Raw genomic sequence first — 13,750 nt, forward strand, 5'->3', positions numbered from 1 at the left:
GAGGGACGCGCTACACGACCGACCACGACGGCGGCGTCACCGCCGGCCCCGGGGGCCGCTTGCCACCGGCCGGTTGACCGCGCCCCGGGGGGCGACCGCCTCCCGTACGGAGCGCGGCGCCCCACCTCGGCGACCTCCCCGGAGGGGGTCAGCGGGCGTAGTACTCGACGACGAGCTGCTCGTCGCAGATGACGGGGATCTCGTTGCGGTTGGGGTCCCGGTCCAGGCGGAAGGCGAGGGCCTGGAGGTTGGTCTGGAGGTAGCGAGGGGCCTCGCCCTCACCGGCCCAGCCGCCTTCGCGGGCGACGATGAACGGCGTCTTCTCGCGGGAGCGCTCGCGGACGGTCACGACGTCGTCCGGGCTGACCCGGAAGGACGGCTTGTCGACCTTGCGGCCGTTGACCTCGATGTGGCCGTGCACGACCATCTGGCGGGACTGGTAGATCGTCCGGGCCAGACCGGCACGGAGCACGAGGGCGTCCAGGCGCCGCTCCAGCTCGATGATCAGGGCCTCGCCGGTCCGCTTGCCGGAGACCTTCTTGGCGCGGTCGTACGCGCGCTGCATCTGCCGCTCGCTGATGTCGTACTGCGCGCGCAGCCGCTGCTTCTCCAGCAGCCGGGTCTTGTAGTCGCTGTTCTGCTTGCGACCGCGACCGTGCTCACCGGGCGGGTAGGGGCGGGCCTCGAAGTACTTGACCGCCTTGGGGGTGAGCGCGATGCCCAGCGCCCGGGACTTCTTGACCTTGGGACGCGACTGATTCACGTGCGTGGAACCTCCGTGTAAATTAGGTAAGGCTTACCTTAGCTGAGGAGAACGCATGTTTCGACCCGGGAACCCCATGCCTGGCGTACCAGCACATGGTCAGCCGCGTCCCGAAGTGGAAGAAGCGCCCCGGCTGCCCTCGGCAGCCGAACGCGCGCGAACTCTCGTCGAGAATAACTCGTCCGCCGTCGTGACGATTCCCGGCCTGGCCACGGCCGGATCCGACGTCATGACCCCGGTGCGCCGCTCCGTGGGGCCCACCGGCGACGTGTTCCTGCTGTTCCCCGACGAATCCCCCGCCGTGCGCGTGGTGCGGGCCGCGGGCGGCGAGGAGATCGAGGCTGTGCTGGAGATCACGGATGTGGCGCCGGTCGCGGTGCCGCACCGGATCCGCGGCAGGGCCTGGGTCGCGGGCTGGCTGACACCCGTCCCGGGCGGCGCGATGGAGTCCGGTACGACGCTGCTCCGCCTGGAGACCGGCGAGATCTCACTGGACGACCTGTGGGGCGCCGCCCTGGTCGAGCCCGACGAGTTCGCCGACGCCGCCGCCGACCCGCTCGCCGAGTACGAGAGCGAACTGCTCCAGCACCTCGCCGCCGCCCACAGCGCCCAGGTGGGTCTGCTGTGCGCCCTCGTCGGCCGCCGCGAGGCGTCCTGCGACGACGCCTTCGCGGGCTCGCGCCCGACGCTGAGCGCCGTGCCGCTGGCGCTCGACCGCTTCGGGCTGCGCGTGCGCTTCACCGGCGACAACAGCGTCTTCGACGCCCGCTTCGACTTCCCCGAACCCGTCCGCGACCGCGACGGGCTGCGCCGCTCGATGCACGCCCTCTTCGACGCGGCCCGCGACTGCTGATCCGGGGATGTGTCAGTCCGAGGCCGGGGCCTCGCCCGCGAGCCGGGCGCGGACCCGGTCCAGGACGTCCGCGTAACGGGCCTCCGTGCCGTGCCGGGTCGGCTCGTAGTAGCGGCGGTCGCGCAGTTCGTCCGGCGCGTACTGCTGCGCGGCGATGCCGCCGGGCACGTCGTGCGGGTAGACGTACCCCTGGGCGTGGCCGAGCTTGGCGGCGCCCTTGTAGTGGCCGTCGCGCAGGTGCGCGGGCACGGGTCCCGCCTTGCCCGCCCGTACGTCCGCCAGCGCCGCGCCGATCGCGGTGGTGGCCGCGTTGGACTTCGGCGCGAGCGCCAGCGCGATGGTGGCGTGGCTGAGGGTCAGCGCGGCCTCGGGGAAGCCGATCATGGCGACGGCCTGGGCGGCGGCGACGGCGGTGGGCAGGGCGGTGGGGTCGGCGAGGCCGATGTCCTCGCTGGCGGAGATCATCAGGCGCCGCGCGATGAAGCGCGGGTCCTCGCCCGCGTCGATCATGCGGGCGAGGTAGTGCAGGGCGGCGTCCACGTCGGAGCCGCGGATGGACTTGATGAGGGCGCTGGCCACGTCGTAGTGCTGGTCGCCGTCGCGGTCGTAGCGCACGGCGGCCCGGTCGACGGACTCTTCGAGGGTGGCCAGGGTGAGCGTGTCCTCGCCCTTGTCCAGGGCGGATCCCGCGCCCGCCTCCAGGGCGGTCAGGGCGCGCCGCGCGTCGCCGCCGGCGATCCGCAGCAGGTGCTCCTCCGCGTCGTCCGGCAGCGTCACCGCGCCGCCCAGACCGCGCTCGTCGGTCACCGCGCGGCGCAGCACACCGCGCAGGTCGTCGTCGGTGAGCGGTTCGAGGGTGAGCAGCAGGGAGCGGGACAGCAGCGGCGAGATGATCGAGAAGTACGGGTTCTCCGTGGTGGCCGCGATCAGGGTGACCCAGCGGTTCTCGACGGCGGGCAGCAGGGAGTCCTGCTGGGCCTTGCTGAAGCGGTGGATCTCGTCCAGGAACAGCACGGTCTCGCGCTGGTACCCGCCCGCCTGGCGCTTGGCGCTCTCGATGACCGCGCGGACCTCCTTGACGCCCGCGGTGATCGCCGAGAGTTCGACGAAGCGCTTGTCGGTGGCCTTGCTGACCACGTACGCCAGCGTGGTCTTCCCGGTGCCCGGCGGCCCCCACAGGATCACCGAGGACGCGCCCGCCGGTCCTCCGCCGTCGGCCACCAGGCGGCGCAGCGGGGAGCCGGGGCGCAGCAGGTGCTGCTGGCCGACGACCTCGTCGAGGGTACGGGGCCGCATCCGTACGGCGAGCGGGCTGCTGCCCGGATCCCGCTCGTGACGGTCCTCTGCGGCTGCGGTGAACAGATCTGGCTCCACTCCGGCAGCCTATGCGCTGGGTGTGACAGCCCGGTCGGCGGCGGCGGCGAGCAGGGCGTGGACCAGGCGCGGGTCGGTGCCGTTCTCGGGGTGCCACTGCACGCCGAGGGCGAAGCGCTCGCCGGGCGCCTCGACGGCCTCGACGGTGCCGTCGTCGGCGTGCGCGGCGGCGGTGAGGCCGTCGCCGAGACGGTCGACGGCCTGGTGGTGGTACGTGGGTACGTCCTGGGGGCCCGGCAGCACGCGGGCCAGCAGGGTGCCGGGCACGGGCGTGACGCGGTGCTCGCCGAAGACGCCGGGCGCGGGGGCGTGGGCGTCGTGGCCGACGCGGTCCGGCAGGTGCTGGACGAGCGTGCCGCCGTACAGCACGTTCATGAGCTGCATGCCGCGGCAGATCCCGAGGACGGGGACGGCCGCGTCCAGGGCGGCGCGCAGGACGGCCGACTCCCAGCCGTCGCGCTCCGGTGCGGGCGGGCCGGTGCGCGGGTGCCGTGGTGCGCCGTAGTGCTCGGGCGCGATGTCGGGGCCGCCCGCCACGATCACCGCGTCCATCCGCGCGACGGCCGCCGGTGCGCGCTCGGCCGCGTCGGGCGGCAGCAGGACGGCGACGGCGCCCGCGGCCTGCACCAGGCGCGGGTAGACGGCGGGCAGCAGGACGGCCGAGGTGTCCCACAGCCCCCAGCGCGCCCGCTCCAGATAGGTGGTGACCCCCACCAGCAGCGTCCTCGGCACGTCCCCGTCCTCCCGCGTCGGCCAATGGTCCGGACTCGTACCTTAACCGGCGCGATCGTCCGCCCCGGTGCTAGGGCGTGTCCGTAAAGTCTCGTCGTCCGCCCGGAGGGCGGGGCTGGCGGTGTCTGGTGCGTGCGATCGGCAATGGCGGTGGGGGTGCCCCCGGACGAAGTCTGGGGGAGGCCGTCCTCATAGTGGGCCTATTCGGATGAGCCCGACAACGCAGCGAGCGTGCGTGCCAGGCGCCGCCAGCCAGACGAGACTTCACGGACACGCCCTAGGACAGAAAGCCCCGCAGCAGTGACGCCGTGCCCGCGAGGTGCTGCCGCATCGTCTGCCGCGCCCGCGTTTCGTCGGCGGCCAGGACGGCGGCGACCAGGGCGGCGTGCTGGCCCTGGGAGTGCTCGATGTTGCGGACCAGCATGGGGATGCCGTCCAGGAGTTGGTTGACCCGGGCGCGGACGGCGGCGTACTGGCGGGCCAGCGAGGGGGAGCCGGACAGCTCGGCTATCGCGAGGTGCAGGAGCGTGTCGGCGCGCCGGTAGTCCTCGATGGAGGCGTCCCCGGTGGCGCGCAGCCGGGCCCGCAGCAGGTCGGCGTCCGCTCCGGTGAGGCGTGCGCGGGCGCAGAGCCCGGCGGCGCCCACCTCCAGCACCTCGCGGAAGCGGAGCACGTCGTCCAGGGCCGTCGCGTCCAGACCCGCCGCGCCCAGGCCCGCCGCGTCCACGGGCGGGCCGTCCGCGCCGGGCGGCCTCGGCCGGACGAAGGTGCCGCCCTGGCGACCGCGGCGGCTCTCGACCAGGCCCTGCTCGTGCAGCACGCGCAGCGCCTCGCGCAGGGTGACCCGGCTGATCGCCAGCCGCCCGGCGAGTTCCCGTTCCGGTGGCAACCGTCCGCCCGCGGGGACCAGGCCGAGCCGGACCACTTGGAGCAGCCGTTCCACGGCCTCCTCGAAGCCGTTGCCGCCGCGCACCGGGCGCAGCACCGTGTCGAGCGGATCGGCGGGCAGCGCCGGGGGCTCCGCCGACCGCCCGGCCGCTGACCCGGCCGGCGGCTCGGCCGTCGAATCGGCCATCGGTTCCGTCATCCGCTCCGTCATGGCGAGGCCCCCTTCCCTTCAATGGTTCGCAGCCATACCTTAAGTCTTCCGACCGATCCGAGAGGTTCCGCTGTGGCAGAACACACTCCAGCCCTGTCCGTCGGCGCGCTCCGCTCGCTGGTGGCGGCGGGCGAGATCCACACCGTCGTCCTGGCCTTCACCGATATGCAGGGGCGGCTCCAGGGAAAGCGGTTCGCGGCTCCGTTCTTCCTGGAGGAGGTGCTGCCGCACGGCTCGGAGGGGTGCAATTACCTGCTCGCCGTCGACATCGACCTCAATACGGTGGACGGCTACGCGATGTCGTCCTGGGAGCGGGGCTACGGCGACTTCGCGATGCGCCCCGATCCCTCGACGCTGCGCCGCGTCCCCTGGCAGGACGGCACCGCGCTGCTGCTGGCCGATCTGACGTGGGAGGACGGCAGCCCGGTCAGTGCCTCGCCGCGGCAGATCCTGCGGCAGCAGCTCGACCGGCTCGCCGGACACGGCCTGACCGCGCACGCGGGCACCGAGCTGGAGTTCCTGGTCTTCCGCGACACCTACGAGCGGGCGTGGGACAGCGGCTACCGCGGGCTGACCCCGGCCAACCAGTACAACGCCGACTACTCGGTGCTGGCCACCGCCCGGGTCGAGCCGCTGCTGCGCCGCATCCGCAACGAGATGGCGGGCGCCGGGCTCGTCCCGGAGTCCGCGAAGGGCGAGTGCAACCTCGGCCAGCACGAGGTGGTGTTCCGCTACGACGAGGCGCTGACCACCTGCGACCAGCACAGCGTCTACAAGACCGGCGCCAAGGAGATCGCCTCGCAGGAGGGCATGGCGGTCACCTTCATGGCGAAGTTCAACGAGCGCGAGGGCAACTCCTGCCATATCCACCTGTCGCTGCGGGACGCGGACGGCGCCCCGGCGATGGCCGACCCCGAGGACCACTCCCCCACCGCGATGTCCCCGCTGATGCGGCACTTCCTGGCCGGACAGCTCGCCGCCCTGCGGGAGTTCTCGCTGTTCTTCGCGCCGAACATCAACTCCTACAAGCGGTTCCGCCCCGGCTCCTTCGCGCCCACCGCGGTCGCCTGGGGCCGGGACAACCGCACCTGCGCGCTGCGCGTGGTCGGCCACGGCCCGTCGCTGCGGCTGGAGAACCGGGTGCCGGGCGGCGACGTGAACCCGTATCTGGCGGTCGCCGCGATGGTCGCGGCCGGACTGCACGGCGTCGAGCGGGAGTTGGAGCTGCCGGAGCCGTGTACGGGCAACGCGTACACGGAGTCGTACGAGCGGGTGCCCGGCTCGCTGCGGGAGGCCGCCGAGCTGTGGTCGGGCAGCGACCTGGCCCGTGAGGTGTTCGGCCCCGAGGTCGTCGCGCACTACGCGAACATGGCGCGGATCGAGCAGCGGCAGTTCGACACCGCGGTCACGGACTGGGAGCGGTTCCGCTCCTTCGAGCGGATGTAAGGGCGGACGGGATGCAGGAGAGCCACGACGTACTCAACCCCGCCACCGAGGAGGTCGTCGCGACGGTCGCGGCGACCTCCCCGGAGGGCGTGGACGCGGCGGTCGCCGCCGCGGTGCGGGCCCAGCGGGGCTGGGCGGCGCTCGCGCCGGGTGAACGCGCCCGGCTGCTGCGGCGGTTCGCCGCCGAGGTCGACGCGCACCTGGAGGAACTGGCCGCGCTGGAGGTGCGGGAGGCGGGTCACACCGTGGGCAACGCCCGCTGGGAGGCGGGCAACGTCCGGGACCTGCTGGAGTACGCGGCGGGCGGCGTCGAGCGCCTGAGCGGCCGTCAGATCCCGGTGGCGGGCGGCCTCGACCTGACCTTCCACGAACCGCTCGGCGTGGTCGGGGTCATCGTGCCGTGGAACTTCCCGATGCCGATCGCCGCCTGGGGCTTCGCCCCCGCGCTGGCCGCGGGCAACGCCGTCGTGCTCAAGCCCGCGGAGACCACCCCGCTGACCGCCCTGCGGCTGGCCGAACTCGCCCTGGCCGCCGGGCTGCCCGAGGGCCTGTTCCAGGTGGTGCCCGGCGCGGGTCCCGTCGCCGGGGCGCGGCTGGTCGACCACCCCGACGTGCGGAAGATCGTCTTCACCGGCTCCACGGCGGTCGGCAAGCGGATCATGGAGCGGTGCGCGGCCCAAGTGAAGCGGCTCACACTGGAGTTGGGCGGCAAGAGCCCCAACGTCGTCTTCGCGGACGCCGATCTGGAGCGCGCCGCGGACCCGATGGCGTTCCTGGACAACGCGGACCAGGACTGCTGCGCCCGCACCCGGCTGCTGGTGCAGCGCGAGGTCTACGACCGCTTCCTCGACCTGCTGGCCTCCGGCGTGCGGGCGGTGCGGGTCGGCGACCCGGCGGACCCGGCGACCGCGATGGGCCCGCTGATCTCGGCGGTCCAGCGCGAGCGGGTCCGCGGCTACGTCACGCCCGAACTGCCGGTCGTGGCACGGGGTTCCGCGCCCGAGGGCCCCGGTTTCTGGTACCCGCCGACGGTGCTCGCCCCGGCCGACCCCAGCGTGCCAGCGGCCACCGAGGAGATCTTCGGCCCGGTGGCGGTCGTGCTGCCCTTCGACGACGAGGCGGACGCGCTGCGGCTGGCGAACGCGACACCGTACGGCCTGTCCGGCTCGCTATGGACCCGCGACCTGGGCCGCGCGCTGCGGCTCGCGCGCGGTGTCGCGGCGGGGAATCTGTCCGTCAACTCGCACAGCAGTGTGCGCTATTGGACGCCCTTCGGCGGCTTCAAACAGTCGGGGCTCGGCCGCGAGCTGGGACCCGACGCGCTCACCGCGTTCACCGAGACCAAGAACGTCTTCATCGGCACCGAGGAGTAGCAGGGTATGCCCGAGACCACAGACAGCACAGACGTGACCGGCACGGCTGCCGCCGCCGGGACGGAGCAGCCGGTCTGCCGCCGCCTCGTCGGCCGTACCGCCGTCATCACCGGCGGCGGCAGCGGCATCGGCCTGGCCACGGCGCGGCGGTTCGCCGCGGAAGGGGCCAGGGTCGTGGTCGCCGACATCGACCAGGACAGCGGGCGGGCGGCGGCCGAGGAGACCGGCGGGCTCTTCGTCGCCACCGACGTGACCGACCCGGAGCAGGTCGAGGCGCTGTTCAAGGCCGCCCACGACACCTACGGCTCGGTCGACATCGCCTTCAACAACGCGGGGATCTCACCGCCCGACGACGACTCGATCCTCACCACCGGGCTGGACGCGTGGCGCCGGGTGCAGGAGGTCAATCTGACGTCGGTCTACCTGTGCTGCAAGGCCGCGCTGCCGTACATGCGGCGGCAGGGCAAGGGGGCGATCATCAACACCGCGTCGTTCGTGGCGGTGATGGGCGCGGCGACCTCGCAGATCTCGTACACCGCGTCCAAGGGCGGGGTGCTGGCGATGACGCGGGAGCTGGGCGTGCAGTTCGCCCGCGAGGGAATCCGGGTGAACGCGCTGTGCCCCGGGCCCGTGGACACCCCGCTGCTGCGCGAGCTGTTCGCGAAGGACCCGGAGCGGGCGGCGCGGCGGCTGGTGCACATTCCGCTGGGGCGGTTCGCGGCGGCCGAGGAGATCGCCGCCGCCGTGGCGTTCCTGGCCAGCGACGACGCCGGATTCATCACCGCCGCCGAGTTCCTGGTGGACGGCGGCATCTCCGGCGCCTACGTCACGCCGCTGTAGCGGGCGGGCCGCTCGGCGGAACCGCTCAGACCAGCGTCTTCCAGTACGACCACCAGCGGGTCAGGATCAGCAGGACGAGCACCCCGTACCAGAGCACCGGCACGACCCAGTGGAACTCCAGCACGGCGGTGCGCGCGCCCTCGGGCACTTTGATGATCCGGTGCTTGATGTTGTGCACCGCCGTGTACCAGAACGCGGCGATGGTCACGACCCAGGCGAGGCTGCACCACAGGCAGAGCGAGCCGATGCTGTACAGCGACTGGTACTGGAGCCAGGTGCAGAATCCGACACCGAACAGGGTGCCCGCCTGGAGGCCGAGCCAGAACCAGGGACGGTAGCGGGCGCCGGCCAGGATGCCCATCGCGACGCAGATCATGACCGGGTAGGCGATCATGCCGATCATCGGGTTCGGGAAGCCGAACGCGTGGGCCTGCTCGCTCTTCATGATGTTGCCGCAGGAGATGATCGGGTTCAGGCTGCACGCGGGGGTGTAATTCGGGTCTTCCAGCAGCTTGAACTTGTCATCGGTGATCACGAACGCGGCGACCGTGCCGAGCAGGCCGCAGATCAGCAGCAGCCAGGTGTACGCGCGCCCTGCTCCGATGCCGTCGGCCGGCCGCCGCTCGTCCTCGGCGCCGCCGTCCGTACGCGTCTCGTCCAACGCGGAAGTCGTCATGATCGCCGATCTCTTAGGTCGTGGGGAGCGGGCACCCAACATTGTGCACCAGGGCGGTCAGGACTGGATAAGTCCTGCACGCCCTGGTACACGGAAGAGGGTCAAACGAGCCGCGCCTTGACGCTCGCGACCACCTCGGCGAGCGGGACCGCCGTCTGCTCGCCGCTGCCCAGGTCCTTGAGCTGGACGACGCCCTCGGCGAGGTCCCGCTCCCCCGCGACGAGCGCGAATCGGGCGCCGGAGCGGTTCGCGGACTTCATCGCGTTCTTCATGCCCTTGCCGCCGAAGGCGAAGTCCGCGGCGATCCCGGCCCTGCGCAGCGCGGTGACCGTGCCGAACAGCGCCCGCCGCGCCTCGTCGCCGAGCGGTACGGCGTAGACGTCGGTGACCGCGGGAAGGGCCAGTTCCACGCCCTCCGAGCGCAGCGCGAGCACCGTACGGTCCACGCCCAGCGCCCAGCCGACCGACGGCAGCGCGGGGCCGCCGATCATCTCGGAGAGCCCGTCGTAGCGCCCGCCGCCGCCGACCGCGGACTGCGAGCCGAGCCCGTCGTGGACGAATTCGAAGGTGGTGCGGGTGTAGTAGTCCAGGCCGCGCACCAGCCGGGGGTCGTCCTCGAAGGCCACGCCCGCCTCGGTCAGCAGCGCGCGCACCTCCTCGTGGTACGCCTTGCACGCCTCGCACAGGTGGTCGCGGATCAGCGGCGCGTCGGCGAGCTGTTTCTGTACGGAGTCGCGCTTGTCGTCGAGCACCCGCAGCGGATTGATCTCGATCCGGGCGCGGGTCTCCTCGTCCAGGTCCAGGCCGCGCAGGTAGTCCTGGAGGGCGGCCCGGTAGACCGGACGGCACTCGCGGTCGCCGAGCGAGTTGAGCAGCAGCCGGAAGTCGCGCAGCCCGAGGTCGGTGTACGCGTCCACCGCCAGGATGATCAGCTCCGCGTCGAGCAGCGGGTCCTCGGCGCCGATCGCCTCCGCGCCGACCTGCGAGAAGTGCCGGTAGCGGCCCGCCTGCGGGCGCTCGTAGCGGTAGTAGGAGCCGGAGTACCAGAGCTTGACCGGCAGATTCCCCGTCTTGTGCAGGTTGGCCTGGAGGGCCGCGCGCAGGACGGAGGCGGTGCCCTCGGGGCGCAGCGCGAGTTCGCTGCCGCCCTTGGTGGTGAGGGTGTACATCTCCTTGGTCACGATGTCGGTGGACTCCCCGACACCGCGGGAGAACAGTTCGACGTTCTCGAAACCGGGGGTCTCGACATAGCCGTAACCGGCCCGGCGGGCGGGCGCGGCGATGGCCTCGCGCACCGCGAGGAACACCGCGGAGTCGGGCGGCAGCAGGTCGTAGGTGCCCTTGGGGGCCTGGAAGGCGCGTACGGCGGAACTCACTGAATCCGTCACAATCCTCGTCGCGGAGCCGGGTCTCCGGCTCCTGGGCCGCGGGCCACCTCACCCAGGTAGGGGTTGGCGGCGCGCTCGCGGCCGATGGTCGTCTGGGGGCCGTGGCCGGAGAGCACCACGGTCGAGTCGTCGAGCGGCAGGCACACACGTGCCAGCGACTCGTACAGCTCGGCCATGGAGCCGCCGGGCAGGTCGGTGCGTCCGACGGAGCCGGCGAAGAGCAGGTCGCCGGAGAACAGCACCGACGGGATGTCGGCGGTCTCTGGCAGCCTGAACGTCACCGACCCCCTGGTATGGCCGGGCGCGTGCGCGACGGAGAACTCCAGACCCGCCACCGTCAGCGCGGCGCCGTCGGCCAGTTCCTTGACGTCGTCGGGCTCGCCGATGGTCAGCTCCCCCATCAGCGGCTGCCCGATGGCGCGGCCGAGCGCCTTCTCGGGGTCGCTGAGCATGTACCGGTCCTCGGGGTGGATCCAGGCGGGCACGTCGTGCGCGCCGCAGACCGGTACGACGGAGGCGACATGGTCGATGTGGCCGTGGCTGAGGATGACGGCGACGGGCTTCAGTCGGTGCTTGGCGAGGGTGTCCTCGACGCCCTGGACCGCGAGGTGGCCCGGGTCGACGATCACGCACTCCTCACCCGCGGCGGGGGCGACCACATAACAATTGGTGCCCCAGGCCCCGGCGGGGAACCCGGCAATGAGCACGTTCGTCCTTCTGTCGTCCGCGGTGTCGGCCGCGGGAGATATCGGCCGTTCACGAGCCTACCGGCCGCCGTACCGCCGCAGCGAACTCGTATTGTGCCTTCATCGGACCGCGTGCGGACTGGACGGGGGACGCGCATGCCGCGAAGATCTGCGGCACGCGTATTCGCGTTCGAGCGCACCGCGGCACACGGCCTGCCGACAGGTCGTGGACAGCGGAAACACAGTCATCGCACAGCACTCACGAGACACGACCGGGAGACGGCGAAGTGGTCACCAAGGATCAGCGGCGGCGGCAGCTCGCCCGGGAGAAGTTCGAGCGGCAGCAGCAGCGGCGGGTGCAGATGCGCCGCAAGTCGCGGACGCGCAATTCGGTGATCGCCGCCGTGCTCGCCGTGGTCGTCATCGGCGGCGGTTCCGCCTGGGGCCTGGGCGCCTTCGACAGCAGCGGCAAGAAGAAGTCCACGGACGACGCGGCGGCCAACGCCAGCGCGTCGCCGTCGGCGACCCCCTCGAAGGCGCCGGACCCGTGCGGCAAGGCGGACGCGGGCGCGCCGGGCACGGAGCAGTGGAAGACCGAGCCGAAGATGGCGATCGACAAGAGCGCGAAGTACACCTTCACGCTCCAGACGACCTGCGGCTCGATCCCGATCGCGCTGGACGCGGCGAAGGCCCCCGACACCACGAACTCCTTCAAGTTCCTCGCGGACAAGGGCTTCTTCGACCACACCAAGTGCCACCGGCTGACCACCGAGGGCATCTTCGTCCTCCAGTGCGGCGACCCGACCGCGCAGGGCAACGGCGGCCCCGGCTACACGATCCCGGACGAGAATCTGACGGCGTTCGGCAAGGCCGACGCGCAGAAGACCGTGACGTACCCGGCGGGCACCGTGGCCATGGCCAACACCGGCCAGGCGCACACCGGCGGCAGCCAGTTCTTCCTGGTCTACAAGGACAGCCCGCTGGCTCCGAGCTACACGCCGTTCGGCACGATCGACGCCGCCGGTATGAAGGTGCTCGACAAAATCGCCGCCGCGGGCGCCCAGCCCGCCGACCAGACGACGGGCAACACCGCGCCGAACGCGACCGTGGTGATCAACAAGGCGACCGTCAGCAAATCCTGATTGGGCCCGCATCGGATGCGGACAGCCGGGGTGCTGGTCGCCTATGTTGGCGTTGGACCGGTCAGGGCGTGCGGCCCAACCGGTGAAATTCTGTGGAAGATGTCCGGCCGTGAGCCGGCCGGGCATCACGTGGAGGAGGCGCTGTGAGCAGCGACCCGTGGGGCCGCGTCGATGAGACGGGGACCGTGTACGTGCGTACGGCCGACGGGGAGAAGGAGGTCGGTTCGTGGCAGGCGGGTTCTCCTGAGGAGGCGCTCGCCTACTTCGAGCGCAAGTACGAAGGACTCGTCGTGGAGATCGGCCTCCTCGAACGACGGGTGCGGACCACCGATCTCGCGCCCAAGGACGCGCTGGCCGCGATCGAGCACTTGCGCGTCTCGGTGACCGAGGCGCACGCGGTGGGCGATCTGGCGGCGCTGGGCGAACGGCTCGACGCGCTGGTCGCACTGGTGGACTCCCGGCGCGAGGAGCGCAAGGCGGCCAGGGCGAAGCAGAGCGAAGAGGCGAAGGTCGCCAAGGAGCAGCTTGTCGCGGAGGCCGAGCAGCTCGCCGAGAGCGAGCAGTGGCGGACCGCGGGCGAGCGGCTGCGCGCCCTGGTCGACACCTGGAAGGGCCTGCCGCGACTCGACCGCAAGGCGGACGACGAGCTGTGGCACCGCTTCAGCCACGCCCGTTCGGTGTTCTCCAAGCGCCGCAAGGCGCACTTCGCGTCGCTCGACGCGCAGCGCGAGGAGGCCAGGCGGACGAAGGAGAAGCTGGTCACCGAGGCGCAGTCGCTGTCGAACTCGACGGACTGGGGGCCCACCGCGGCCCGCTACCGCGAGCTGATGACGGAGTGGAAGGCGGCCGGGCGTGCGCAGCGCGAGGCCGAGGACGATCTGTGGAACCGCTTCCGCGGCGCCCAGGACGTCTTCTTCGCCGCCCGCTCCGAGGTGTTCGCCGAGCGGGACACCGAGCAGCGCGACAACCTCGCGCTTAAGGAGGAGCTGGTCGTCGAGGCCGAGAAGCTGCTCCCGGTGACCGAGCTGAAGTCGGCGCGTGCCGCCTTCCGCTCGCTCAACGAGCGCTGGGAGGCCATCGGGCACGTGCCGCGGGACGCGCGTCCGCGGATCGAGGCCCGCATGCACGCGGTGGAGCGTGCGCTGGCCGAGTCCGAGGAAGCCGAGTGGCGGCGCACCAACCCCGAGGTCCGGGCGCGGGCGGCCGGTCTGACCGGTCAGCTCCAGGCGGCGGTCGAGAAGCTCCAGAAGCAGATCGACGCGGCGCGCTCCGCGGGGAACACCGCGAAGGCGGACAAGCTCCAGTCGGAGCTTGACGGGCGTCAGGCGCTGCTGGACGCGGCCCTGAAGGGCATGGGCGAGTTCGGCGGCTGACCGGC

The 13,750-nt window shown here is 72.2% G+C and carries 13 protein-coding genes; 6 read left to right on the plus strand and 7 right to left on the minus strand.

The window, feature by feature from the left end; genetic code table 11:
- Nucleotides 1-148: 148 nt before the first annotated feature.
- On the minus strand, nucleotides 149-763 hold the full coding sequence (gene rpsD, locus ACZ37P_RS27805; protein ID WP_188285197.1) for a 30S ribosomal protein S4: 615 nt from the start codon (nucleotides 761-763) through the stop codon (nucleotides 149-151).
- A gap of 133 nt (nucleotides 764-896) precedes the next feature.
- Between rpsD and ACZ37P_RS27810 the strand changes: the two genes are divergently transcribed.
- Nucleotides 897-1,616: a DUF2470 domain-containing protein gene (locus ACZ37P_RS27810; RefSeq protein WP_401855329.1), complete on the plus strand. Its 720-nt coding sequence runs from the start codon at nucleotides 897-899 to the stop codon at nucleotides 1,614-1,616.
- A 12-nt stretch (nucleotides 1,617-1,628) separates the two neighbouring features.
- Here ACZ37P_RS27810 and ACZ37P_RS27815 read toward each other — a convergent pair whose 3' ends face one another.
- The 3 genes from ACZ37P_RS27815 to ACZ37P_RS27825 all read right to left on the minus strand — a co-directional run bounded on the left by ACZ37P_RS27815 (nucleotide 1,629) and on the right by ACZ37P_RS27825 (nucleotide 4,821).
- Nucleotides 1,629-2,990, minus strand: coding sequence for a replication-associated recombination protein A (locus ACZ37P_RS27815; protein WP_355348717.1), 1,362 nt, complete (start codon nucleotides 2,988-2,990; stop codon nucleotides 1,629-1,631).
- 9 nt (nucleotides 2,991-2,999) lie between these two features.
- Nucleotides 3,000-3,722, minus strand: coding sequence for a gamma-glutamyl-gamma-aminobutyrate hydrolase family protein (locus ACZ37P_RS27820; protein WP_467349135.1), 723 nt, complete (start codon nucleotides 3,720-3,722; stop codon nucleotides 3,000-3,002).
- 277 nt (nucleotides 3,723-3,999) lie between these two features.
- Nucleotides 4,000-4,821 (minus strand): FadR/GntR family transcriptional regulator, encoded by an 822-nt coding sequence (locus ACZ37P_RS27825; protein ID WP_467349137.1) that lies wholly within the window; start codon nucleotides 4,819-4,821, stop codon nucleotides 4,000-4,002.
- 72 nt (nucleotides 4,822-4,893) lie between these two features.
- On the opposite strand from ACZ37P_RS27825, the gene ACZ37P_RS27830 reads away from it, so the two are divergent.
- The 3 genes from ACZ37P_RS27830 to ACZ37P_RS27840 are packed head-to-tail and all read left to right on the plus strand — an operon-like array spanning nucleotide 4,894 to nucleotide 8,480.
- Nucleotides 4,894-6,267: a glutamine synthetase family protein gene (locus ACZ37P_RS27830; protein WP_355332496.1), complete on the plus strand. Its 1,374-nt coding sequence runs from the start codon at nucleotides 4,894-4,896 to the stop codon at nucleotides 6,265-6,267.
- An 11-nt stretch (nucleotides 6,268-6,278) separates the two neighbouring features.
- Nucleotides 6,279-7,640 carry an aldehyde dehydrogenase family protein gene (locus ACZ37P_RS27835; protein ID WP_467349138.1) on the plus strand — a complete coding sequence of 454 codons (1,362 nt, stop codon included), beginning with the start codon at nucleotides 6,279-6,281 and terminating at the stop codon, nucleotides 7,638-7,640.
- Between the two features lie 6 nt (nucleotides 7,641-7,646).
- Nucleotides 7,647-8,480, plus strand: coding sequence for a 3-oxoacyl-ACP reductase (locus ACZ37P_RS27840; protein ID WP_355332501.1), 834 nt, complete (start codon nucleotides 7,647-7,649; stop codon nucleotides 8,478-8,480).
- Nucleotides 8,481-8,505: 25 nt separating this feature from the next.
- Here the strand turns inward: ACZ37P_RS27840 and ACZ37P_RS27845 are convergent, their stop codons facing one another.
- The 3 genes from ACZ37P_RS27845 to ACZ37P_RS27855 all read right to left on the minus strand — a co-directional run bounded on the left by ACZ37P_RS27845 (nucleotide 8,506) and on the right by ACZ37P_RS27855 (nucleotide 11,251).
- Nucleotides 8,506-9,156, minus strand: a complete 651-nt coding sequence (locus tag ACZ37P_RS27845; protein WP_467349139.1) for a vitamin K epoxide reductase family protein — start codon at nucleotides 9,154-9,156, stop codon at nucleotides 8,506-8,508.
- A 101-nt stretch (nucleotides 9,157-9,257) separates the two neighbouring features.
- The gene (gene hisS, locus ACZ37P_RS27850; RefSeq protein ID WP_401721480.1) at nucleotides 9,258-10,532 is read right to left on the minus strand and encodes a histidine--tRNA ligase; all 1,275 of its coding nucleotides are present in this window, start codon (nucleotides 10,530-10,532) and stop codon (nucleotides 9,258-9,260) included.
- An 8-nt stretch (nucleotides 10,533-10,540) separates the two neighbouring features.
- Nucleotides 10,541-11,251, minus strand: coding sequence for an MBL fold metallo-hydrolase (locus ACZ37P_RS27855; protein ID WP_391046608.1), 711 nt, complete (start codon nucleotides 11,249-11,251; stop codon nucleotides 10,541-10,543).
- Nucleotides 11,252-11,517: 266 nt separating this feature from the next.
- Here ACZ37P_RS27855 and ACZ37P_RS27860 point away from each other — a divergent pair, with 266 nt between their 5' ends.
- Together ACZ37P_RS27860 and ACZ37P_RS27865 are read left to right on the plus strand one after the other, a co-directional pair.
- Nucleotides 11,518-12,372, plus strand: coding sequence for a peptidylprolyl isomerase (locus tag ACZ37P_RS27860; protein ID WP_355332507.1), 855 nt, complete (start codon nucleotides 11,518-11,520; stop codon nucleotides 12,370-12,372).
- 143 nt (nucleotides 12,373-12,515) lie between these two features.
- A complete protein-coding gene (locus ACZ37P_RS27865; protein WP_188285205.1) occupies nucleotides 12,516-13,745 on the plus strand; it encodes a DUF349 domain-containing protein in 1,230 nt (409 codons plus the stop codon).
- Nucleotides 13,746-13,750: the final 5 nt, after the last annotated feature.

Source organism: Streptomyces sp. NPDC024632 (assembly GCF_055559175.1).

What these genes read in the sequence shown, in the direction of transcription:
- ACZ37P_RS27825 (WP_467349137.1), bottom strand. Translation starts at nt 4,821, where the DNA reads ATGACGGAGCGGATGACGGAACCGATGGCCGATTCGACGGCCGAGCCG.
- ACZ37P_RS27845 (WP_467349139.1), bottom strand. Translation starts at nt 9,156, where the DNA reads ATGACGACTTCCGCGTTGGACGAGACGCGTACGGACGGCGGCGCCGAG.
- ACZ37P_RS27835 (WP_467349138.1), top strand. Translation starts at nt 6,279, where the DNA reads ATGCAGGAGAGCCACGACGTACTCAACCCCGCCACCGAGGAGGTCGTC.
- ACZ37P_RS27840 (WP_355332501.1), top strand. Translation starts at nt 7,647, where the DNA reads ATGCCCGAGACCACAGACAGCACAGACGTGACCGGCACGGCTGCCGCC.